Raw genomic sequence first — 22,036 nt, 5'->3', positions numbered from 1 at the left:
AAAACCCTACTCGTCGGAGCCGTGGACGGTCATCACCGGCACGTCGGCCAACCGCACGACGCGCTCGGCGACGCTTCCGAGCAGGTAGTGTTCGAGGCCGCGCCGTCCGTGGGTTCCCATCACGATGCAGTCGATATCGTTCTCGTTGACGTAGTCCAATATCACGCGATAGGGGCTCCCGCCCGTGACCACTTCGTCGGTGATATCGACGCCCGCGTCTTCCGCCCGTTCGCGCACCCGTCCGACCGCTTTCCTCCCGCGCGATTCGAGGTCGTGCAGAACGTTGCCCTCGTACGCGTCGGCCCACATCGCGCCGATGTCCACGACGTACACAGCGTGGATCGTCGCGTCGAACGCCGTGGCCAACTCGATGGCGTTGTCCGTCGCTTCCATGGCCGATTCGCTCCCGTCGGTCGGGACGAGGATGTTGTCGTACATCGGGGGGAGTACGGCGGGGAGAGAGAAAGTGCTGTGGTCTGATTCGTTCACAGGGGAGATGAGAGAACCCGACGGACGCGTTCCGTTCGAACAACCGCGACGGGAAGGACGAACAAACCTATAATCCACGAGCACCGTATCGAATCGTATGCAGAGAATCGACATCGACGACGTGGAATCCGGAAGTATGGGTGACGCCGACCGTCGCGGACTCTCGGACGCGCTGGAGACGGAGGATATGTCCATCAACCACTACGCCCTCGAACCGGGCGAGGCCTTCTCGGGCGGACTGCACACGCACCTCGATCAGGAGGAGATATTCTACATCGTGGAGGGAACCGCGACGTTCGAGACCAAACCCGAACCGGACGCCGAAAGCGAGATCGCCGAGATTGGTGCCGGGGAAGCGATTCGGTTCCCGGCCGGTGAGTACCAGCAGGGACGCAACGAATCCGACGACGACGTGGTCGCGCTCGCGCTCGGCGCGCCACGCGACTCGACCGAAGTGCGCGTCGCACAGCCCTGCCCGGAGTGTGAGAGCGATGTTCTCGCGTTCGGGATGGGCGACGACGGGATGTTTCTCGAATGTCCCGACTGCGGGACAACCGTCGAGATGTAACCCCACGAGCGCGCTTTTCTCACACGATTCGAGCGAGTAGCACCGTGGGAACCGCTCGAAAAGACGTTCTTTCGCTTTCCGTAGCGACTACTCTCGGAGCAGGTTCGGGTAGTTGACGATAACTCCGTCCACGCCCGCCTCCGCGAGTTGCTCGGCCTGATACCACGTATCGAGGGTGTAGACGTTGACCTCGCGGCCCTCGTCGTGAGCGGCCTGCACGAGGTCGATGTCGGCGAAGTTCGGGTCGTCGAGGTAGTACGGGTCGTCGAAGAACGGCGACCCCTTGACCATGTTGTACGGCGGGTTGACCGCCTCGCAGTCGTACTCGCGGACGATGTCGAGGGCGCGCTCGATGTCGTCCCAGAGCAGGTAGCCGACGGGCATGTCGGGGTTCACCTCGCGAACCGTGGCGATGGCCGCCTCGTAGAACGACGAGACGAGGATTTCGTTGTCGTGGTCGGCGATGATGTCGAGCGCGTCCTCGGTGAACGAGCGCCAGCGCTCTTTCCCCGCCTTCAATTCGTCGCCTTCGAGGTTCGTGGAGGATTGTGCCGCCGCCGACCCGGGATTCTTGAACTCGATGTTCACGCCGACGTGGTTCGGGATAGCCTCCAGCGCTTCCGAGAGGAGCGGGATGGTTTCCTCGGTTCCGAGGACGTTCGCGTTCCGCACCGTGTCACACGAATTCTCCCAGACGTACCCGTGTTCGTCCGTGAGTCCGCGGGTACGCCGTCGCGCGACCCCAGTTTCTCGTCGTGGAAGACGACGATTTCGCCGCCCGCACACGGCATGATGTCGAGTTCGATCATGTCCGCCGTCCGGGAGGCGGCCTCGAACGCGCGGAGGGTGTTCTCCGGATGGAGTCCCTTGTAGCCGCGGTGGGCGACGTACGTCACGTCGTCCTCGTCCGCACCGTGGTCCCCGCGTCCGGATTCGTCGTCGTGCTCGTCGTCGTTGCACGATTCACGCGCGAGTCCGACGCCCGTGAAGGCCGTACTGGCCACGGCCGCACCGGTTCCGACGAACGTCCGCCGATTCAACGCCTGGAGTCGTTGTGACACCATACGACGCCTCGTTTCCGGAACTACGAGTAGATTTATATTAGCAAGAGGTATTGATTCAATGCTCTATGTATTGGTATAAATGTGCAATTGTAAACAATCACTGATATCGGACAGATACGATGGTCGACGTGAATTCGTCGTTCGTCACGGTCGGGTTCGAACCGAGGACCCAGTTCGAAATCGGAATCGGAACCGAAATTGAAATCGCTCGGACGGCGTTCACGCAGTCGTCAGGAGATGACTCCCGCCGATGGCCCGACGGACCAACGCGTACCCGACGAGCGAGCAGAGCGGATAGACGACGACCACGGCGTGCGTCAGCGGCGTCGGACTGCCGATGGCGAGTTTCGCCACGGAGTTCGCGGGCGCTTCCGGGAGGAAGTACGTCGCGCTGAAGACGACGAGCAGTGCCATCGAAAAGAGAAACTGTGCTCGCTTTCTGTCGCGGAATCGGAGTGCCAGCGTCGCGCCAAGCGCGACCACGGCGACCGAACAACCCGCGACGAGGGAAATGATTTCGAGCGGGTTGGACACGCTCGTTCCGTTGAACGACAGGAGGAGCAGCCACGCCCCGGCCTGTAGCGGCGCGAGCATACCCATCGCCAGCAGTTTCCCGTCCACGATGTCGACGTCCGTCAGCGGCGTCACGCGGAGGAGTTCGAGCGTTCCGCGTTCGAACTCCTCGGAGATGGTATCGACCGTAATGGACCCGCTGATGAACACCGGCAGGAACATCAACAGCGGGACGAGCACGGTGTAGGTGAAGCCGAAGTACGGACTCGCACCCGACTCGGGAACCTGCGCGACGGGCGACCGTTCGAGTCGATAGCTGAGTCGGTCCCGTTCGGTGCGTTCGAGCTGCCCGAGGACTTTCTTTATCTGGGTTACGACCAGTGTCGTCCGGATGTTGCCGTCCGGAGCGATAGCATCGACTCGAACGCTCCCGTCCGCGGTGCGGTCCACGTGGAGGATGGCCTGTATCTTCCCGTCCCGGAAATCGCCCATCGCGGCCCGCTGGGAGGGATACTGCACCGCTTGCCAACTACTGTCCGTCCCGAGGACGTGATTCACGTCCTCCGTCGCGTTCCCCGTCACGCCGAACGAGACGACGAACCCGTCGGAAACCGAACCGGGGTCGTACATCGAAACGAGGCCGACCGCGAGGAACGACGAGAACGCCGCGATGAGCAACTGGATCAGAATCGCCAGCACGATGGTCTTCTCGCTCCGAAGCGAGGCCAGTTCGCGCCGTGCGACGGTGAGACGGTTATCCAAGGGTGGTCACCACCGTCAGGTTGTACGCGGCGTGAACCAGCGTCGCCACGACCAGCGTCCAGACGTACCAGGTTCGGTCCCTGCTGGCACCGTAGGCGGTGATGCTCGCGGTGACGGTGTGGAGCACCAGCGGCGCGAACAGCAGTCCAGCCAATACGAGCGGCGACGCGTCCACGCCGAGGCCGGTGGTGACGCCGAACGCCGCCCGTCCGAGTTCGAGGTTCGGCAGGCCGACCAACTGGGCGATGGCGGTCAGTTTCTCCCCGGCGAAGAAGCCGAAACCGCTCAGTGCACCGAGGACGAGGTACGTCCCCGGCGAGCGGTCGAATCGCTCGTGAGTGAACCCGGCGTAGACGTGGGCGCTCTTCGCGACCTCCTCGATGACCGCGATGACGACGAGCAGGACGGGAAGCGAGAGGGCGACCGGAAGCGCGAACAGGAGCGCGACGGCGAGCAGTTCCGCGACGAAGACGAACGGAATCGAGAGCGCGCTGAGCGTCGCGACGCTCCGCTTCCCGCGAAGTTGACCGTCGAGCGCATCGAGCGCCTTCAACAGAACCGGGCGCTGGGTGAACATGTCCTCCTCGCGGTAGACGCCCGCGCCGAGCGCGAACAGCGCGCCCGCGGTGAGAAACAGCGGAAGGGTGGAGAAGGCGTACTGCCCGAACGCGACCGATTCGCCTTGGAGCACGCGAACGACCAGCGAGAGCGGCGATATCGCCGCGATGGGGTGGACGTCGGTGAAGATGGACGGAACGAAGGCGTACGCGGTGAGGAACACGCTGAGCGACACCGTGACGAACGTGAGTTCCTTGAACGACCGAGCGAACATCGCGGCGACGAACGCACACGCGAGGAACAACAGCGCGATGGGCACGACCGACGCGACGGAGATCAAGGCCGCTCCTGCGATGGCGACCGGACGGTCGGCGACGTTCGGCGTGAAGTGAACGATACCAAGCGCCGTCGCCGCCGCGATGGCGACCATGCCGACGAAGTACGGCAGGGTCTTCCCGGCGATGATGTCGCCGCGGGAGACCGGGGAAACCAGCAGGAGTTCGCCGCGGTCGTTGATTCGCTCCTCGATGATGCTGCTGGCGTAGGCCTGAATCACGAAGTTCATCGGCAGGACGAACGCGAACGCGAGCACCAGCGACTCGAACGGGAACGGCGGCGAAATGTCCGAGGGAGTTCCCTGCCGCGTACTGTCGGCGAATAGCGACGACCCGCTCCCGACGGACGGCGCTCGCACGGCACCCGACGAGGAGTCGTTTGCCGAACCATCGCTCCCGCGACTTCCCGTACCACTGCTTCCGCGACTTCCCGCACCACCGCTGTCGCTCCCGCCACCGAGATTGACCTGTCCGGCCTTCGTCGTCGTTCGGGCACCGACGCGCGACCCTGACCCGCTCGTTCCAGTCCAAGCCGTCGCGTTCTGCTCGACGTACCGGAGCGTGACGTTCACCGGAAACGCGGCGCGCGGTCGGATTCGTCGGCCATCCGTCGGTCGTTGTACCGCTGGACGGCAGACCGGAGTTCGGCGAGCGCCGCCTTTCCCTTGGGCGAATCCTTCCATTCGACCGTGTGACGCGGACAGCCCACGACGTGTTCGGGACAGACGAACACGTCGAAACGCCCCGAGTCGAAGTTCTTCTGCGTCGGTTCGACGGCGACGAACGTCGGATCGCTCGCGACCGGGCCGTAGTACTGGCTTTCCTTCGAGACGCCGACGCGATAGATGCCGTCGTCCACGGTGTTCCCTCGACTCACGACCATCGGCGTGAGCGCGCCGACCAGCAGGAGGACCGCGGCGGCGATGGCGACCGTCCGCCGATCGAAACTCCCGGTGTTCTTCGAGAGTTCCCAGCGCGCGATGCGGAGCGTCTTGCGGCGCTTCACGGACGCCCCTCCACGTCAGGCGCGTCGGTCGCCAAATCGAGGAAGATGTCCTCCAAACTGGGCGAACGGGTCTCGATGTCCACGACGGACCCGCCCGCTGTCTCGGCGAGTTCGCGCGTCTCCGCGACTGCGTCCATGCTTTCTACGACGCGGCGGTAGGTTCCGTTCTCCCGTACCGCGTCGGCCACCTCGACGGTCGTGGAGACGTGATACTCCGTCCGGCCGTGTTCCGCGCGGAGTTCCTCGACGCTCCCCCCGGCGACGATGCGACCGTCGTTCATCACGACGATTCGGTCGCAGATGCTCTCGACGTGAAACAGGTTGTGCGCGCTGAACACGACGGTCTTGCCGGAGTCGCTCAGTTCGCGGGTGAACTCGATGATGTAGTTCGTCGTGAGCGGATCGAGACCGCTCGCGGGTTCGTCGTAAATCAGCACGTCCGGATCGTTGACCAGCGAGCGGGTGATGGCGACCTTGCGTCGCATCCCCTTTGACATGTCGCCCAAGCGCCGGTCGCGGTGGTCCAGATCGAGTCGGTCGAGGGTGTCGTGAATCCGCTCCGTCGCCGTTTCGGTCGGCACGTCGTAGAGGTCGGCGAAGAACGACAGATACGAGGTCGGCGTCATGTCCTCGTACAGCGGCGACTCCTCCGGGAGGAACCCCAGTTGGGCCCGCATCTCGGGATTCTGTGCGTCGTATCCCGCGACGTGTGCGCTCCCGGCCGTCGGTTCGATGAGTCCGGCGAGCATCTTCAGGGTCGTCGTCTTCCCCGCCCCGTTCGGCCCGATGATGCCGAACACCTCCCCATCGGCGACGGAAAAGCTACTTCCCTCGACGGCGGTGAACCCGCCGAACTCCTTCCGCAAATTTTCCACGTCTATCATCGATATATCCGATTCCAGACACTGTAGATACTTGAGCCTGTGCGGTGAAATTGGTGAAAAATATCATATTTACATCATCGAAGCGACGCCTGCACCGCCCGCTCGGCGATCTCGCTCGCGCTCGTCGCCGAGCGTTCGAGACCGACCAGCGCGAGCGTCCAGACGTAGGAGTTATCGGTCTCCTCGTCCGCTCGGCGATGGAGTTCCGCGACATCGTCGGAGAGCGTCCGAGCGGCCCGGACGGTGTCGTACGGCGGTCGTTCGGCCGTCAGTACAGCATCGACCGCTTCCTCCGTGAGCGAACGCGCCCGTCGAGCGCAGTCGTCGAATTCGTCGGCCCAAGCGACCCCCTCGATGTCGCTCCGGTCGTAAAGCAGGTCGGCCACGCGCTGGAACCCCTCTCCGACGGGGAGCAACTCCCGGGCCGTCGTGTATCGGTCGAACGTGGCACGGCGGGACTGTCCGAGTCGGTCGAGTTCCCGTATATCGCCGAGCGCACGCCGGAACTGGCCGTCGAGAACTTCGAACCGTCGTGACGCGTCGTCGTGCCACCGGTCGATTTGGTCGATGTCGTCGAGATGGCCGTCCACGAGGGCACCGACGACGTCTCGCTGTATCGAGAGCGTGGCGTATTGAAGCTGAAGGACGGTCCGTTCGAGGGAGACGGCGGCGGTGTCGATGACCATCCTGAGCGAGAGTTCCGTCTCCGACTCGCGGCTCACCTCCAGTCCGGTCTTTCCCGATGCCGCGTTCGACGCCGCCCGGCGCTGTTCCGAACCGAGTCCGTTCCCGGAGACGAGGACGAACGCCTCGCTGCCGGTGGCGTACAGGGCGGTCACGACCTGTCGAACGTCGGTCGGTGGGAGTTCGGTGATATCGACGCGGGGACGCTCGGCCTCGCTGGAGTTTTCCGAGGAATCCCGGTCTGGTTTGATGACGAGTTCCCCGCCGTGTGCCGGGTAGAACGAGAGTTCCATCCCGGCGTCGATGCCGTGCTCGTCCGCCCACTTCTTCGGCAGCGAGATGGTGTACGAGGAACTCCCCGTCGCCTGCACCGTCCTCGTGTTGTCCGCCAGTTCCACCGTCATCCGAACTTGCCAGTCACGTAGTCTTCGACGCGCTGGCTCGCCGGGTTCTCGAAGATCTTGTCCGTCTTGTCGTATTCGACGAGTTCGCCGCCGGTGAGGAACACGGCGGTCTGGTCGCTGATGCGGGCCGCCTGTTGCATGCTGTGGGTGACGACGATGACCGTGTACTCGTCGGCCAGCGACTCGATGAGGTCCTCGATCTTCGAGGTGGCGATGGGGTCGAGCGCGCTCGCCGGTTCGTCCATCAGGATGACTTCGGGGTCCACCGCGAGACAACGGGCGATGCAGAGCCGTTGTTGTTGTCCGCCGGAGAGTCCCAGCGCGCTGTCGTCCAATCTGTCTTCCACCTCCTCCCAGAGGGCGGCCCGTTGCAGCGAGCGTTCGACGAGTTTCTCCGCCTCGTCCTTGTCGTCGCGGCCGAGCAGCGACGCGAGCAGGCCGGTGTCGATGTCGCCGTGCTTGCGCGGCCCGTAGGTGATGTTGTCCCGAATCGATTTCGGGAACGGGTTCGGACTCTGGAACACCATTCCGACCTTCCGTCGGAGTTGGACGATATCCGCGTTGTCGTCGTAGATATCCGCCCCTTCGAATTCCACGGATCCATCGACGCGTGCGGCTCGAATCCTGTCGTTCATGCGGTTGAGACACCGGAGGAAGGTCGATTTCCCACATCCGGACGGGCCGATAAGCGCGGTGACGCTCCGTTTCGGAATGTCCATCGAAACCGATTGGAGCGCCTGATCGTCGTCGTAGAACACGTCGAGGTCCTCGACGGAGATGGCCGTTTCGCCCGCGAACGTGTAGTCCGTCCACTCCGATTTCGTTTCCTCCGCCGATTCACCGTCTACCCGAGTCGTAATTGTCTTGCTCATTGGTTCAGTTTCCGCTGGAAGTACAGTCGCGTCGCGATACCGACCACGTAGAAGCAGATGATGACGACGAGGAGCAGGAAAGCGGTCGCCCACCCGAACTCCTCACTACCGCTGACGCCAGCCTCGATGACCGCGTATATCTGATACGGCAGGGCGCTCGAAGAGTGCAATAGCGCATCGTTCGTCACGAACGGCGGCGCGGTCGAGAACTTGAAGCTGTCGAGCACGTGAATTCCCCGGTCGTTCAGGCCGCCCGCGGTGACGAGGATGAGCGGTGCGGTTTCACCGGCGATTCGGCCGACGCCGAGGATGACACCGGTGATGATTCCCGGAACCGCCGCCGGAAGGACGACGCTTCTGATGGTCTGCCACCGCGTCACCCCGAGTGCGACGCTCCCGTCCCGGTAGGCGTCCGGAACGGATTGGATGGCCTCACGGCTCGTGATGAGGACGAGCGGCAGGAGCATGAAACCGAGCACGAGTTGCCCCGCGAGCACGCTCGGTCGGCCGCCGAGACGCGGCAGGAGGAACGCGTAGCCGAACAGACCGTAGACGATGCTCGGCGTGCTCCAGAGGCCGTTGGTCACGATATCCACGATGGAAGTGAACGATCCGCGTTCGGCGTACTCGGTGAGGAACACCGCCGCACCGACGCCGAGCGGGACCGAAACCAGAATGGCACCGAGGACCAGCCAGAACGTTCCCACGATGGCGGGCTTGACGCCCGGAATCATCACGCCGAGACCGCTTCCGTTCATCACGAACGGCCAGTGAATCGAGAGCCCCGGTCCGATGTGAAACCCCTTCATCGCCCGCCCCGCTCCCTTCTCGGTGACGAAGAGGACGAGCATGGCGAGCAGTCCGAGCATGAAGAACGCGTTCGTTCCGACGAGGAAGTACGCGCCCGTCTGTTGGCCCCGCACGCCGAACCCTTCGGTGGCCTTCGCGGCCGACCACGCAGTCAACAAACTGGCGACGAAGGCGAGGCTCGGTATCGCGATTATCCCTTTTATGCCGAGGTCGAACGTCGTCAGTTTCCACGTCCACTCCGGCGAGATGACCCCGGTGAGAAGGAGCACGCCGACGAACGCGGCGAACAGCCCCCACGGGAGCGTGGAACCGAGGTCGTCCGGCGCAAACGTGACGCCGAAGAAGACGAGCACGCCCGCGAGTTGTGCGGGAACGGCCCATCCGAGGGTGGAACTGATTCCGAGCGTCTGGGAGACGACCAGTCCGATTATGGCGAGCGCGAGGGTCGCGGCGAGCGTACCGGGAAGCACTCCCGTCTTGTCGCTCGCACGCGTCTCGACGATGTCGGTCGCGGAAGCGATGCCGACGAACACCACCCCGGCCCCCGTCAGGACGAGGGCGATGCCGTACAGCGTGTACAGGTGGACCGAACCGAACACGTCGGTCGCGGTTATCCAACTGAAGACGTTCGCGGCCGCAAAGATCATCGAGAGGAACGCGATGCCGACGATGGCGACGGTAACCGTTCGCCACCAATCGGTGTCCATACGTCGATGTACGTCGCCCTCGTAGGCGTCGCTCATAGCGACCCCCCGAGCCTACTTTCCATGCGACGCTCGATGAGGAGCGAAGCGATGCTCAACGCGAGGACGGTGATGTACAGCACGACACCGGCCGCGAACAGCGCGCTGAGGTACGGCTTGTCGGCGATGGCGTTTCCGTACTGGCTCACGATGAGCGTCGTCAGCGTCTCGGTGTTGCCGAAGACGTTGTACAGCGGTTTCGGGAACATCGCGTTGTGCCCGAGCATGACCGTCGCGGCATCGTCTCGCCGATGGCGCGGCCGACGCCGAGGATGACGGCGGCCGAAATCCCCGATACGCTGGCGGGGAGGATGACGCTCTTGATGGTCTGCCAATCCGTGACGCCGAGCGCGAGCGCGCCGTCGGGCATCGCATTGGGGACTGCGGTGATCGCGTCCTCGGCGACCGAAACCACCGTCGGGAGCGCCATTATGCCGATGACGAGGCCGACGGCGAACAGGCTTCCCAAGGTGGTGAGTCCGAGGTAGTCCATCATCGCCGAATTGACGATGTTGAACCCGATGAACCCGTAGACGATGGACGGGATTCCGGCGAGCATCTCGACGCCGGGCTTGACGATGTCCCGGACCCATCCGGGAGCCATCTCCGCGATGAAGATCGCGCCCGCGATGCCGAGCGGTCCGGCGATACACGTCGCGATGAGGGTCGTGACGAACGTCCCCCAGATCATCGGGGCGAGTGCGAAGACGCGGTCGGAGGACGACCAGAGGGTGCCGTCCGTCTTGGTCACGATGTCGAGGCCCATGATTCGAAACGCCGTCGTGGATTTGAACACCAAGAACAGGGTGATGAGTCCGAGGACGACGATGGTCGAGACGGTGGCGAGGAAGGTGAGCGCACGCGCCGTTACGGCCTGATTTCGAACCCAGCCGTACAGCGTCACCAGCAGGAAGCTGATGACGGGAAAGACGGCGAGGGAAGGCTCTATCAGGAAAACGATAGCGAACGCAACGACCGAACAGAGGCCGACCCCGGCGGCGATCCGTTCGTCGAGCGCCAACCGTCCCAACCCGAACGAGTCGGTACGATTAGAGAGGATGTGTGTTACTGACATTGTTTGTATGAGTCGTTCACACCGATGCTACCCACCGTGAACGACTGTGTGGTCCATGAAACCGAAGTGGTGGTTCCGCGGTTACGGAACCGGATGACTGATACTGTGGCTGCTGACGGATGCTATCGCCAGGCTTACTGCTTGAGCTTCTGCTTCTCTTCCTTCCGGCGGTCCTCCGGGAGCATGATGTAGTTGTGCGGCTTGACGAACTCCTTCTGTCCGAACTCGCTGATGATCATGCCGATGAACGCGGCTTCGTACTTGTCCGTTCCCTCGTAGGTGTAACAGTGCAGGTCACGGTTGAGCGGGTAATCCTTCGAACCGAGGTTCCCGTTCTTCTGGGAGTACACCGTGTTATCGACTTTGAGGTGGAGCGCGGGCGTTTTGTCGCTGACGAACGCGTAGCCGACGTAGCCGATGGCGTTGTTGGAGCCACCCACCGTGGAGGCGACTTGCTGGTTCTCGCCCTTGTGCACCTGGACACCGGCCGCTTCCTTCTTCCCGTCGAGGACGTTCTCGTGGAAGATGGTTCGGGTACCCGACCCTTCGACACGACCGACGACCTGAATTTTGCGGTCCGGACGCCGAGTTTGCTCCAGTTCGTGATTTTCCCTCTGTAGACCTTGGCGAGATCTTCGATCGTGATCTGGTTGACGCCGCTGTCTTTGATGTCCTTGCTGACGACGACCTGCATCGCGTCGATGCCGACGACGTGGTTCTTGAACTTGTCGTAGCTGTCGAGTCCCGAGAGTTCCGCCTGCACGGGAGCGGAGGCGTCGCCGATGTCCGTCTTCCCTTCCTTGACCTTGTTCAGGCCGACGCCCGAGTGGCTCAGGCCGACGGAAACGTGGAACGGGAGGCCCTTGTCGCTGTTCGTCGGAACGTCGTACTGGGAGGCCCAGTAGTCGGCGAAGTTCTTCTTCGTGTCGATGTTGTACTTGCTGTGTGGCCAGTACTCCTCGTCGTCCGCCGGTGCGTTGTAGTTCCACAGTGACGCCGCATCGTTCGTGATGGGGTACACCGTCGAGGAGCCACCCGCCGTCAGGAGGTCCTTGCTCTTCGTGTCGCCGCTCTGTTCCGACGTTTTGTCGGAGTCGTCGTTGGACGTGTCCGAACCGTCGCCTCCCGAGCTCGTGCTCGAATCTTTGGAATCGCCGCTACTGCCGCTACAGCCAGCGAGGGCTGCTGCGCCAGCGACGCCGGTTACCGCGAGGAAGTTTCGTCGTGACGTGCCACCGTTCGCCCGTTCGGATTTTCGCGTCATTCACTCGGAGGAGGCCGATGGGACATAAAAACCGCTTATAATAGGCGTTCATATTACCACCGTTCGAGTCATACCCGAACGGAGCGCTATTGGTACCACTATTCGGACAATTTCCGCCAATAGTAGTAATACCGGGATAATACTACTATATAGATGGCTGACAGGGTGGAACGGCGAACCGCAGTCACGAACTCCGACGAGGTATTATGATATAACTCTTTTTTCGATAAAAACAACAGTCGGTCGGAGAATGTTTTGAATTCGAACAGAGGGAAGAACGGAGAACCGTGGCCGTGGTGATGGCTCGCTCCACCCTTACACGTCCTCCTCGCGGAGTTCGAACTTCTGAATCTTCCCGCTGGGCGTCTTCGGGAGTTCGTCGACGAAGGCGTACTCCCGCGGGCGCTTGAAATCCGCGAGGTCGTCGCTCCGGAGGAGGAACGAATCGAGCGTTTCCGCGGTCGTCCCCGATTCGGCGGCGACGTACGCGACCACTTTCTCGCCCCACTCGTCGTCGGGGACGCCGACGACCGCCGCCTCGAACACGTCGGCGTGTTCGAGGAGCGTGTCTTCGACCTCTCGCGGATAGATGTTCTCCCCACCGCTGATGATCATGTTGTCCGCACGGTCTTTGACCCAGACGTAGCCGTCCTCGTCGGCGTAGCCGAGGTCGCCGGAGTAGTACCATCCGTCACGGATCGCCGCGTCGGTTTTCTCGGGACTCTTCCAATATCCCCGCATCAACGCCGGACCCTGCACGATGATTTCGCCGACGGTTCCGGGCGATGCTTCCTCGTCCGGCGCGAGCGCGTTCCCGTCTTCGTCGAGTCTGGCGATGCGGACGTCGTGATTGAGGATCGGAATTCCGGCGCTTCCCGCCTTCTCCAGTTGCTCGTCCGGATAGAGCACCGTGACCGCCGGACCGAGTTCGGTCATTCCGTAGTACTGGAGGAGGTCACAGCCGATTCGTTCGTGGATGTCGCGGACGGTCGCCGGTGCCATGCTCGCACCACCGTACCCGCCCAGTCGGAGCGCGGAGAGGTCGTAGGATTCCGGGTCCGCCTGGAGCATCGCGAGCCACATCGTCGGCGCACCGAACAGAACCGTCACGTCGTGTTCCGCGAGCATCGAGAGCGCCAACTCCGGATCGAAGGAGTGCTGGATGACGGTCGCCGCTCCCACGTGAATCCGTGGGATGAGGAAGACGTGGAGTTCCGCCGAGTGATAGAGCGGTGCCGCCGAGAGGCCGACGTCGTCCCGGGTCAGTTGCTGGTCCACGAGCACGGACATGCTGTGTTCGATCATGTCCCGGTGGGCGTGAACCACGCCTTTCGGCCGCCCGGTGGTCCCGCTGGTGTACATGACGATGTAGTCGTCGTCCTGTGACACGTCCACGCTCGGCGCGACCGTCGATTGGTCCGCTAGCAGGTCGTAGAAATACGTGTCCGCACTCGAATCGTCCACGTGGACGAACTCCTCGACCGTTTCGAGGTCGTCCCTGGCCGCCGCTACCACGTCCGCCACCGCGTCTTCGTACACGAGTACCGAACTCTCGGCGTCGTTCAGGATGTACGTCACTTCTCCGGCAGGCAGGCGGAAGTTCAAGGGATTGAACGCCGCGCCGAGTTTCGAGGCGGCGTACATCGTGAGCACCATCTCGCTGGTGTTGAACAGGAGCGTCGAGACGCGGTCACCTTTTCCGACACCACGCTCGGAGAGCGCGTTGGCGAGTCGGTTCACGTTCTCGTCGAACTCCCGATAGCTCCAGGTCTGGTCCTTTCGCGGGTACACCAGTGCGGTGCGTTCCGGGTACTTCTCGGCAGTGAGGGAGAGAGTATCTCCCACGGTCGGGTGCATATACCGAGTTTCATTCGCACGAATAATAAATATCCGCACGCTGGTGGTTTGAGAGTTCCTTCCCCGCACAATCGCTCACCGAAAAGAGAGTGGATGGACGACGACCCCGACGCCGGTTTCCACGATCAATCCGCGTCGATGATCCTGTTTTCGAGCGTTCCGATACCGTCGTATCGGATTTCGACCGCCTCGCCGGGACGAACGAGACCGGGGTTGGCGGGACTGCCGAAGGAGACGACGTCGCCCGGTTGGAACGTGTACCGTTTCGAGAGGAACGCGACGACTTCGCGCGCGGAAAACAGCATCTCCGAGGTGTTCGCCTCCTGCCGAAGTTCGCCGCCGACGTGCGTCGTCATCTCGACGTCCGTCGGGTCCAACTCCGTCTCGATCCACGGACCCAACGGCCCGGACCCGTCGAACGCTTTCCGGGCGGTTCGGCCGTCCTGATCGAGTGCGTCGAGGTCGTTGAGTATCGTGTATCCGCGAACCGCGTCGTCCACGTCGTCGACATCGAGGTCCGTGCATCGGTCGTCGATAACGGCCGCGAGTTCCCCGGCGTAGGTCAGTTCGCTCGTCCAGTCGGGGTACGGTAATTCCGCTCCGTGTGGACGAACCGAGACGGGCGGCTTGATGAACCAGTCGGGACGTTCGGGCCGGTCGTAGTCCATCTGTTCGTTCGTCGCCGCGTAGTTCCGCCCGACGCAGTACAGTGCCGACGGTTCGCAGGGAGCGAGCAGTTCGGCGTCGTCACCGACGACGTACGACTCTGTGCCAGCGTCCACCGTCCCGTCCTCGTATTCGCCGGTCAACACCCCGTCCGCGGTACGAATCCGTGCCAAACGCATACGTCGAACCCACTCACGGCAGGCGTCTATTCCTTTCGGTGTCTTCTGATCCGTCTCGAACGGACTGTCTACGGTAGACGGTCCGAAATATTCACGTCAAAAAATAATATATAATCCGAAATTTTCCAAAGGTTTAAATCAGAATAGTGAACCAAACATTCTCATAACGACATGTCTGGGATGAATATTTCACCGCGTTCTGACACACCTGCCACGTCTGATACCGGGACGGTTCCCCCACCGATTCCACCGGACGACCCGAACGCCTGGTACGCACCGGACGTGCGCGACCAACGCGAACTCCATCCCGGCGTCGTCGCGACGGTTCGAGAAACCGAGAATGGCTTTCGATACGACGTTCGAACGCCCACGCTCAGTGCCGCCGACGAGGAAGCGATCACCCGAATTCGGGAGTATTTCGCCACCGCGAACCTCCGCCGACCGCTCACGCGCGAAGGTGCCGTGGAGTGTGTGGAACACGGGTTCGAACCGAAGTACCGGCGCGCCATCGACCGTCTGACCGACCTCTCGCCCGATTCCCGGCGGCGCGTGGAGTATCACGCGCTCGCCGAGCTGCTCTGTCTCGGGCGACTCACCCCTCTCGCGCTGGACGAACAGATCGAGGTCGCCGACGCCGCGGGCGACCATCTCGTCGTTCACACCGAGAACTACGCACCCGCGGATACCGACCTTCCGGCAGACGCCGACTACCTCGCGCGCTTCGCCAGCGAGCGTATCGAGACGCACACCGTCGATTTCGAGGGATTTCGTATCCCGGTCGTCGTCTATCAGGAACACCTGCTCGGAACGGACTCCTTTGCGACGAAGTACGCAGTCCTCGAACCCAACCTCCTGCCGGACGACGACAGACTCATCACGGAGTGTAAGGACCGAATCTGGGAGACCCACGTCGGCGACATCGTGGACGACCGAGCGGCGTTCGTCCGCGAACGCGCGAAACAGTTCCTCTCGCGGCGACTCACCGCCCGAAACACCCGCGCGTGGTTCGACGCGGCGAAGTATCGCGTCCGGACGGCGCTCGCGGAGTACGACCTCGCCGTTCCGCCCGTGGACCATCGCTTTTCGGACGACCGTCTCTCGGACCTCGTGTACTACGTCCTTCGGGATTACGTCGGACACGGCAAACTCACGATTCCCATCCGTGACGGGTTGCTCGAAGACATCGAGGCGAACGAGGTCGGGGAACGGATCAAAGTGATTCCCCGCGGTCACGCCATCGGCCACGGCGAGCGCATCCCGACGAACCTCTCGTTCGAGGACGAGTCGGCGTTCGTCAACGTCGTCACCCAGATGGCCGCTTCCGATGGTGTCGAACTCAACGCCAGCAACCCCAGTGCGAAGGTCAACCTGTCCCCCGACGGTGTGGCCGACGAGGAGACGATCCGTTGTGCCGTCGCCCTGCCGGTCATCAGCGAGGGCGGGCCGCACATCTCGATCCGAAAACAGGCACCCGATACGATGACGCCGGTCGACCTGCTGAACACCGAAAGCATCTCCACCGAAATCGTCACCTTGCTCTGGCAACTGTACGAGCACCACGGCGTCGCGCTGTTTTCGGGCCAAACCGGCGTCGGCAAGACGACGCTGATGAACGCGCACATGCCGTTCATCCCGTACCGCGACCGTCCCATCAGTATCGACGAGGGGTCACGGGAGGTTCGTCTGCCACACGAAACCGGCGTCTCGCTCACCACCCGCGACCACGAAAACGACTACAAGCGGGTGACGATGGCCGACCTGATGACCGAGTGCAACTACCTGAACCCGGACGTCGAGGTCATCGCCGAAATCAACACCCCCGCTTCCTTCCAGACGTTCGCCGAATCGCTCAACACGGGACACGGACTCCTGGGCACCACGCACGCGGAAAACATCGAGAAGCTCGTCAACCGCGTGGTCGAACAGGGGCTCTCGTCGTATCTGCTCCGGGAGATAGACCTCGTCGTCTTCCCGCGAAACGTCAACGGCGAGCGCTACGTCGGCGAGGTCATCGAACTCGTGAACAAAGACGAACTGGCCGAGTTGGACGGTCGCTGTGGAACGATTCGAAAGGACGGCACGACGATTCACTGGAACACGGTCGCGTGGCGCGACCACGAAGGGACGTTCCACACGAAGTACGACCATCCGCGACTCGGCGACGACGACCACGAAATCGGCTTTCAGTTCTTCGACCGACTCGCCCACCGCACCGACAGAAGCGTGGAGGAGGTCGAGACGGAGTTCCACCGCAAACACCACTACGTGCAGTATCTGGAGCGCGAGGGGATGACCGACTTCGACGAGTTGTTCTCGTTCCTCGCCGACCTCCAGAACAACGAGGCGGCGACGGTGGAGCGGGTTTCGAGGGAGGTGAGCGGATGAGTCTCACAGAGTCCCCGAACACGACGGCGAACGGGAACGGCATGGGAAACTCCATTGGCTCTGGCTCTTCCCTCGGCATCCTCGACCGCGCGCTGTACGCGCTGTTCTCGCGCCACGCCGATCACAGGCGACACGACCGGGACCGAAAGCGGTACCGCGCGACGGACGTGAACGCCAGTTTCGACGTGTTTCTCTCACGGACCTACGGTCTCTCGTGGGTCGTCTTTCTGGCGCTGTTCGCGTGGACGGGGGTATTGATACTCGCAATCCCTCCGTCCGTCCTCGCACATCTCGTGTCGTTCTTTCACGGCGGCGTACCGGTGTTGGAGAAACTCACTATTCCGTCCGTGTCCCGCGTGGACGCCGCAGCGATACTCGCCGTCGTCTGTGCGACGGTCGGAAAACGGACGACGGTGTGGTTCGGCGGATTGTATCTCGGCTGGGCGGCGAGTGCACGTCGGTCGAACATCGAACGGACGCTCCCCGGCGCGGTACGCTATCTCCGCGCACTTTCGTCGGGGAGCGACGATCTGATCGCGATGCTTCGGAAGGTCGCCGACCGGGAGGAGTCCTACGGCGAAACCGCGGTCGCGTTCCGAAAGGTGTTGAACAAGGCCGCCCTGACCGGGAGCGTCGATGACGGCTTGCGAATCGTCGCCCGCGACACGCCATCGCGGGACGTGCTCGCGCCGTTTCTGCTCAAATTCCGCGAACACGCCGAACAGGGTCCCGACACGCTGGAGCAGTATCTCCAGATGGAGGGGCGGATGTTGAGCCACAGTCAGTCCCGCTCTCACGAACAGGCACAGGATTTCCTCGAACTGCTGGCGGAGATGTTCATCGTCCTGCTCGTCATTCCGGCGTTGCTCGTCATCGTGTTGACCGTGATGAGCGTCCTCGCGCCGGGGTTGGCGGCACCCGCACCGGCACCGTTCGGTGCGCTCTCGGTTCGTGCGTTCATCATCTACGGGAGCGGGGCGTTCATCCTCGTTATCGGTGCCGGTGCTGCGGTGATGGTGTCGTCGCTCCGCCCCGTGGACCAATCCCCGCCAGGTCACGCACGGTCGGGGGACGTCACCGATTTCTTGCGGACGGTGTTCATCAATCCCGCAAATACCATCGTCGCGTTCGGTCCGGCGGCGGTCGTCGTCGGAACGCTTCTCCTCTCCCTCGGCTACACGCCGACCAACGTCGTCCTGCTCTCGTACGTCGCGTTCGCCCTTCCGGTCGGGTTGGTGTCGGTACGGCGCTCGCGCCGTGACGACGCGAAAGATCGGGAAATAAAGGATTTCGTCCACGCCGTGTCGAGCCACGTCAGTCTCGGGCGACCGTTCTCGACCGCCGTCGAGCGCGTCGCCCGCGACGTGGATCTCGGCGCGCTTCAACCGAACGTCAATGACCTCGCGTTCAGTGCGAACCTCACCAGCCGCGAAGGTGACCTCCGACGCGATGCCCTCACCCGATTCGTCGACGAAGTTGGAACGCCGCTCGCCGACCAAACCATCGGTCTCGTCACCGGAACCCTGGATGTCGGCGGGGATACCGAAACCGTCTTCGACACGCTACAGGTCGAAATCGGGCGGCTGTACCACCAGAAGAAGTCGCTGCGTTCGAACATGCTCGTGTACGTCGTGGTCGGGTGGACGACGGCACTGCTCGTCGTCGGTATCATGGTCGCCGTGAACACGTACGTCCTCGACAGTTTCGCACAGCTATCGACGGTCTCCTCGTCGAACGCCGGATTCGCGCTCGACCCGAACGCGGTGCAACCGACCCGCGACCGATATCGGTTTTACGTCGTCACCCAAGCGACCATGCTCGCGTGTGGCTGGTTCGCGGGCTACGCGAGCCGCGGGTTCTACGAAGCACTGCTTCACTCGGCCGCACTCGTCGCGATCGCGTACTTCGTCTTCGCAGGGGCGGGAATGGTATGACCTCGACAACCCGTCCGGACCGCACGACTCGCGCCCAATCGAACGTCGTCGGCGTCGCGCTCCTCCTGGGCGTCGTCATGCTTTCGCTCGCTTCGCTGACGGCCAGCGTCGGGATGGTCGTTCAAAGCAACGCCGCGACAGCGGACTCGGCGCGTGTCGCAAACGACATGAGCCACGCACTCGCTCCCGTCGAGACCACGGGAATCCATCGCGGTCGGATCTCCTTTTCGAACGGCAGACTGACGACCGAGAGCCGGGAGCTTCGAGTCCTCGACGACTCCGGCACTGTTTGGACAGTTGAGACCGATGCGCTCGTTTTCACGAGCGGAAACAGGCGGGTCACGTACGTGGCCGGTGCGGTCGTCCGAGGGACGAACGACGGCGGGCAGATGTACGCACGCCCGCCGATAACGTCCTCGCGGCGCGGTGGTGTCCTCGTCGTCGGCGCACCGAAACTCGACGCTTCGAGGAAAACCGTCGTCTCCACGAGCGGAGAATCCGCACTCGTTCGCACGAACGTCACGCACAACCGGACGACGCTCGGCAACGGCACTTACCGAATCGCAATCGAGACGAGGACGCCCGGCGCGTGGCGGCGTTACTTCGAGCGGCAGAACGCCACGACGACGGTTCGGGACTTAGACGACGACGGTATCCAAAGCGTCGTGGCGAAATACCCGGGGCGACGGTTCGCCTATCTCGTCGTCCACGACATGCGAACGGAGGTCGAATGATGGACGCTCGGAGACGGAGAACGAACGAAAAACATCGAAGCCGCGAAACCGACAGGCGGTTCCGTGACGACCGCGCCGTTAGCCCCGTCATCGGCAAGGCACTCGAAGCGGGACTCGTCGTCCTGTACATCGGACTGCTGACGACGACGCTGTACAGTGGCGCGGTTCCGAAGTACAGGGCCGCCGTCGGCCACGAAGTCGGCGACCGTGTCCTCTCGAAGACGGCGGAACGGGTTCAGCAGTCGGTTCCCGCCGATGGGACGAACGTCGACGTACGAATGCGTGTCTCCCTGCCGGAGACGATTCACGGCCACGAGTACGTCATCCGCGCGAACGGACGGACGCTGACGCTCCACCGCTCGGACGATGGTTCGAATTCGAGCGTGCGACTCTCGCTTCCGTCCCGTGTCGCGACGGTACGCGGACACTGGTCGAGTTATGACCCCGCCATCATCGCGGTACACGGCGGACCGGACGGTCTCATCGTGGAACTGAAACGCGGGAAACGGGGGACGAATCGATGAACCGGAAGGGGACGGACGAGCGACCTCCGAGACCACGACCGCGGGGGCAGATGAACCTGCCCGCGCTGGCGGTCGCCCTCCTCATCCTGACGATGGTGACGGGATTGAGCGTCGGTATCGCCGATAGGGCGTTGGTCGGCGCGGACAGGACCCCGACGAAGCGCCGAATCGCCGTCGCGACGAGCGAACGGTTCGTGTCCGCGGACGGTCCGCTGACGATTCGGGCGAACGTCCTCGACGGGACGAAAGTAGCGAATCTGAACGCAACCCGCCTGATGACGTTGTTTCCCGTCCTCGGGAATCACGACGTTCGAATCAGGCTCGGGGACACGATTCTTGCGGAACGCGGGTCTCCCTCGGACGGCACGACGATTCGCCGTATCGTGCTGGTCGAGAATCGGAGTGCGGCGACGCGGACACCGCCGCTGTCGGGAGGTGATCCACAGTTCACGCTGCCGCGGCGTACGCCGAACGCGACGCTCGTCGTTCACCCGCCGGACGGGACGACGGTGAGCACCGTTCGAGCGAACGGGCGAGTCGTTCTCCGAAACGAGTCGGGTCTCGACGGGGAGTTTCACGTGTCGCTCTCCCGGTTCGAGACGACGCGGTTCACGTTCGACACGAACGGAACACTCCCGACGGGAAGCGTCCGTGTGACGTACTATCCGGCCGAAACCCGGAAATCGATTCTGGCGGTGACCGTCGATGGGTGACCGAAAATCCCGCGCTCAACTCTCCCTCTCCATCGTGGAGTCCGGAATCGGCGTCGTGCTCATCCTCGGCGTTACGATGGGCTTCGCGCTCGGCGTTCCAGCGCCACACACGAGAGGGACGCAACTGGACATGTACGCGAAGGACGCCGGAAACGTACTCATGAACGACGCCCCGAGGCACCAAGGAACGACGCGACTGGCGGAGATTATCGACTCGCCGAAATCGTTCCGCCGCGAGAAAAGCGCGCTCGAACATCGCGTCGACCGCATCCTCCCGGACAACCTCATGTTCCGGGTCGAAACGCCGTACGGGTCCGTCGGGTATCGGAAACCGGCAGGCGTTCCGGTCGGCCACTCCACGGTGACGACGGCGAACGGCGACGTGACGATTTGGGTGTGGTACGTATGAACGACCGCGCCCAACTCGTCCTCGGCGCGGCGGCACTCGTCGCCGTCGCGTTGACGCCGATACTCTTCGCGTATCTCCAACTGGGCTACAGCGGGGACGTGGCCGCGAGCGGCGAGTACGACGCGCCCGTCCAAAACGCACAGCGAGTCCTCTCGCGCGGCGTTCACGGTGCCGGGAGCGGGGTTCCGGAGTCGTATCGCTGGCAGCAACGGGACGCCGCCGTCTCGACGATTCGCACCGATTTGCAGGGGACGCTCGACTCGCTCCGCTCGTCTCGCGTCGAATCCGGGACGGTGTATCAGGTCGAATACAACGAGTCGGCGGCCCAATCGTGGGCGAACGAGCACTGTCCGGAAACACGCGGTCCGAATCGACAGTTCGGGGCGTGCGAGGCGAAACAAGGAGTCGTCGTTCAGAATCGGGACGGCGAAACGCACGTCCTCGCGGTGGCGTTCGACGTTCGGGTGACGATGGAGCGAGGGAGGTACGAGACGACGCTCGCCGTGGAAACGCGAGGTTGAATGCAATCGTCTCGTACGGATTCCGAATCGAAACGGCTCCTCTCCGCATCCGTTATAGTTCGACGGTGGTCCACGTACCGGCG

General features: G+C 63.0%; 20 protein-coding genes and 2 pseudogenes. 8 read left to right on the top strand and 14 right to left on the bottom strand.

The features are described 5' to 3' along the window. Positions 1–6: 6 nt before the first annotated feature. On the bottom strand, positions 7–438 hold the full coding sequence (locus A4G99_RS21820; RefSeq protein WP_066148284.1) for a universal stress protein: 432 nt from the start codon (positions 436–438) through the stop codon (positions 7–9). Positions 439–586: 148 nt separating this feature from the next. Here A4G99_RS21820 and A4G99_RS21815 point away from each other — a divergent pair, with 148 nt between their 5' ends. Next, the gene (locus A4G99_RS21815; protein WP_066148282.1) at positions 587–1,057 is read left to right on the top strand and encodes a cupin domain-containing protein; all 471 of its coding nucleotides are present in this window, start codon (positions 587–589) and stop codon (positions 1,055–1,057) included. Between the two features lie 87 nt (positions 1,058–1,144). Here the strand turns inward: A4G99_RS21815 and A4G99_RS29540 are convergent, their stop codons facing one another. The 13 genes and pseudogenes from A4G99_RS29540 to A4G99_RS21760 form a co-directional block, all read right to left on the bottom strand. Further along, positions 1,145–1,729 (bottom strand): glycerophosphodiester phosphodiesterase, encoded by a 585-nt coding sequence (locus tag A4G99_RS29540; RefSeq protein ID WP_342764541.1) that lies wholly within the window; start codon positions 1,727–1,729, stop codon positions 1,145–1,147. Continuing rightward, a complete protein-coding gene (locus A4G99_RS29535; protein ID WP_342764540.1) occupies positions 1,642–2,121 on the bottom strand; it encodes a glycerophosphodiester phosphodiesterase in 480 nt (159 codons plus the stop codon). Before A4G99_RS29535 ends, A4G99_RS29540 begins: the two co-directional genes overlap by 88 nt. Before the next feature lie 219 nt (positions 2,122–2,340). After that, positions 2,341–3,396, bottom strand: coding sequence for an ABC transporter permease (locus tag A4G99_RS21805; protein WP_082837992.1), 1,056 nt, complete (start codon positions 3,394–3,396; stop codon positions 2,341–2,343). Beyond that, a pseudogene (locus A4G99_RS21800) lies at positions 3,389–5,295 on the bottom strand (ABC transporter permease subunit). The gene A4G99_RS21805 and the pseudogene A4G99_RS21800 overlap by 8 nt, the downstream one beginning before the upstream one ends. Further along, on the bottom strand, positions 5,292–6,179 hold the full coding sequence (locus A4G99_RS21795) for an ABC transporter ATP-binding protein (protein WP_066148280.1): 888 nt from the start codon (positions 6,177–6,179) through the stop codon (positions 5,292–5,294). Before A4G99_RS21795 ends, A4G99_RS21800 begins: the two are co-directional and overlap by 4 nt. A 74-nt stretch (positions 6,180–6,253) precedes the next feature. Then, a complete protein-coding gene (locus A4G99_RS21790) occupies positions 6,254–7,267 on the bottom strand; it encodes an AbrB/MazE/SpoVT family DNA-binding domain-containing protein (RefSeq protein WP_066148277.1) in 1,014 nt (337 codons plus the stop codon). Beyond that, positions 7,264–8,139, bottom strand: coding sequence for a phosphate ABC transporter ATP-binding protein PstB (gene pstB, locus A4G99_RS21785; RefSeq protein WP_066148276.1), 876 nt, complete (start codon positions 8,137–8,139; stop codon positions 7,264–7,266). The genes A4G99_RS21790 and pstB overlap by 4 nt, the downstream gene beginning before the upstream one ends. Then, positions 8,136–9,692: a phosphate ABC transporter permease PstA gene (gene pstA / locus A4G99_RS21780; RefSeq protein ID WP_066148275.1), complete on the bottom strand. Its 1,557-nt coding sequence runs from the start codon at positions 9,690–9,692 to the stop codon at positions 8,136–8,138. Before pstA ends, pstB begins: the two co-directional genes overlap by 4 nt. Further along, a complete protein-coding gene (locus tag A4G99_RS29525) occupies positions 9,689–9,919 on the bottom strand; it encodes a hypothetical protein (RefSeq protein WP_342764537.1) in 231 nt (76 codons plus the stop codon). The genes pstA and A4G99_RS29525 overlap by 4 nt, the downstream gene beginning before the upstream one ends. Beyond that, positions 9,853–10,767, bottom strand: a complete 915-nt coding sequence (gene pstC / locus A4G99_RS21775) for a phosphate ABC transporter permease subunit PstC (protein WP_342764536.1) — start codon at positions 10,765–10,767, stop codon at positions 9,853–9,855. The genes A4G99_RS29525 and pstC overlap by 67 nt, the downstream gene beginning before the upstream one ends. Positions 10,768–11,066: 299 nt before the next feature. Beyond that, positions 11,067–12,031: pseudogene (locus tag A4G99_RS21770) on the bottom strand (substrate-binding domain-containing protein); the annotation flags it as partial. Positions 12,032–12,346: 315 nt separating this feature from the next. Next, entirely contained in the window at positions 12,347–13,888 is a 1,542-nt protein-coding gene (locus tag A4G99_RS21765; protein WP_066148273.1) for a long-chain-fatty-acid--CoA ligase, read from the bottom strand. 125 nt (positions 13,889–14,013) lie between these two features. Continuing rightward, positions 14,014–14,733: a fumarylacetoacetate hydrolase family protein gene (locus A4G99_RS21760; protein ID WP_066148271.1), complete on the bottom strand. Its 720-nt coding sequence runs from the start codon at positions 14,731–14,733 to the stop codon at positions 14,014–14,016. 171 nt (positions 14,734–14,904) lie between these two features. On the opposite strand from A4G99_RS21760, the gene A4G99_RS21755 reads away from it, so the two are divergent. From A4G99_RS21755 to A4G99_RS21725, 7 genes are read left to right on the top strand one after another with little or no spacing between them, the layout of a single operon-like run. After that, the gene (locus A4G99_RS21755; RefSeq protein ID WP_066148270.1) at positions 14,905–17,118 is read left to right on the top strand and encodes a type II/IV secretion system ATPase subunit; all 2,214 of its coding nucleotides are present in this window, start codon (positions 14,905–14,907) and stop codon (positions 17,116–17,118) included. Positions 17,119–17,159: 41 nt separating this feature from the next. Then, positions 17,160–19,052, top strand: a complete 1,893-nt coding sequence (locus A4G99_RS21750; RefSeq protein ID WP_150123201.1) for a type II secretion system F family protein — start codon at positions 17,160–17,162, stop codon at positions 19,050–19,052. Beyond that, on the top strand, positions 19,049–19,786 hold the full coding sequence (locus A4G99_RS21745; RefSeq protein ID WP_066148267.1) for a hypothetical protein: 738 nt from the start codon (positions 19,049–19,051) through the stop codon (positions 19,784–19,786). Before A4G99_RS21750 ends, A4G99_RS21745 begins: the two co-directional genes overlap by 4 nt. Then, on the top strand, positions 19,783–20,310 hold the full coding sequence (locus tag A4G99_RS21740) for a hypothetical protein (RefSeq protein ID WP_223302110.1): 528 nt from the start codon (positions 19,783–19,785) through the stop codon (positions 20,308–20,310). The genes A4G99_RS21745 and A4G99_RS21740 overlap by 4 nt, the downstream gene beginning before the upstream one ends. After that, positions 20,307–21,023 (top strand): hypothetical protein, encoded by a 717-nt coding sequence (locus A4G99_RS21735; protein WP_066148265.1) that lies wholly within the window; start codon positions 20,307–20,309, stop codon positions 21,021–21,023. The genes A4G99_RS21740 and A4G99_RS21735 overlap by 4 nt, the downstream gene beginning before the upstream one ends. Continuing rightward, positions 21,016–21,432: a hypothetical protein gene (locus A4G99_RS21730; protein ID WP_066148264.1), complete on the top strand. Its 417-nt coding sequence runs from the start codon at positions 21,016–21,018 to the stop codon at positions 21,430–21,432. Before A4G99_RS21735 ends, A4G99_RS21730 begins: the two co-directional genes overlap by 8 nt. Then, complete coding sequence (locus A4G99_RS21725) at positions 21,429–21,953, top strand: hypothetical protein (protein ID WP_066148263.1); 525 nt, start codon at positions 21,429–21,431, stop codon at positions 21,951–21,953. Before A4G99_RS21730 ends, A4G99_RS21725 begins: the two co-directional genes overlap by 4 nt. Positions 21,954–22,036: the final 83 nt, after the last annotated feature.

The sequence above is a fragment of the Haladaptatus sp. R4 genome, from assembly GCF_001625445.1.
Taxonomy (GTDB): domain Archaea; phylum Halobacteriota; class Halobacteria; order Halobacteriales; family Haladaptataceae; genus Haladaptatus.
The sequence above is the reverse complement of the archived record's forward strand: the minus strand, read 5'-3'. Positions and strand labels throughout refer to the sequence as shown.

Coding starts and splice junctions, on each gene's coding strand:
- A4G99_RS21820 (WP_066148284.1), bottom strand. CDS start 438: ATGTACGACAACATCCTCGTCCCGACCGACGGGAGCGAATCGGCCATG.
- A4G99_RS21815 (WP_066148282.1), top strand. CDS start 587: ATGCAGAGAATCGACATCGACGACGTGGAATCCGGAAGTATGGGTGAC.
- A4G99_RS29535 (WP_342764540.1), bottom strand. CDS start 2,121: ATGGTGTCACAACGACTCCAGGCGTTGAATCGGCGGACGTTCGTCGGA.
- A4G99_RS21795 (WP_066148280.1), bottom strand. CDS start 6,179: ATGATAGACGTGGAAAATTTGCGGAAGGAGTTCGGCGGGTTCACCGCC.
- A4G99_RS21790 (WP_066148277.1), bottom strand. CDS start 7,267: ATGACGGTGGAACTGGCGGACAACACGAGGACGGTGCAGGCGACGGGG.
- pstB (WP_066148276.1), bottom strand. CDS start 8,139: ATGAGCAAGACAATTACGACTCGGGTAGACGGTGAATCGGCGGAGGAA.
- pstA (WP_066148275.1), bottom strand. CDS start 9,692: ATGAGCGACGCCTACGAGGGCGACGTACATCGACGTATGGACACCGAT.
- A4G99_RS29525 (WP_342764537.1), bottom strand. CDS start 9,919: ATGCTCGGGCACAACGCGATGTTCCCGAAACCGCTGTACAACGTCTTC.
- pstC (WP_342764536.1), bottom strand. CDS start 10,767: ATGTCAGTAACACACATCCTCTCTAATCGTACCGACTCGTTCGGGTTG.
- A4G99_RS21765 (WP_066148273.1), bottom strand. CDS start 13,888: ATGCACCCGACCGTGGGAGATACTCTCTCCCTCACTGCCGAGAAGTAC.
- A4G99_RS21760 (WP_066148271.1), bottom strand. CDS start 14,733: ATGCGTTTGGCACGGATTCGTACCGCGGACGGGGTGTTGACCGGCGAA.
- A4G99_RS21755 (WP_066148270.1), top strand. CDS start 14,905: ATGTCTGGGATGAATATTTCACCGCGTTCTGACACACCTGCCACGTCT.
- A4G99_RS21750 (WP_150123201.1), top strand. CDS start 17,160: ATGGGAAACTCCATTGGCTCTGGCTCTTCCCTCGGCATCCTCGACCGC.
- A4G99_RS21745 (WP_066148267.1), top strand. CDS start 19,049: ATGACCTCGACAACCCGTCCGGACCGCACGACTCGCGCCCAATCGAAC.
- A4G99_RS21740 (WP_223302110.1), top strand. CDS start 19,783: ATGATGGACGCTCGGAGACGGAGAACGAACGAAAAACATCGAAGCCGC.
- A4G99_RS21735 (WP_066148265.1), top strand. CDS start 20,307: ATGAACCGGAAGGGGACGGACGAGCGACCTCCGAGACCACGACCGCGG.
- A4G99_RS21730 (WP_066148264.1), top strand. CDS start 21,016: ATGGGTGACCGAAAATCCCGCGCTCAACTCTCCCTCTCCATCGTGGAG.
- A4G99_RS21725 (WP_066148263.1), top strand. CDS start 21,429: ATGAACGACCGCGCCCAACTCGTCCTCGGCGCGGCGGCACTCGTCGCC.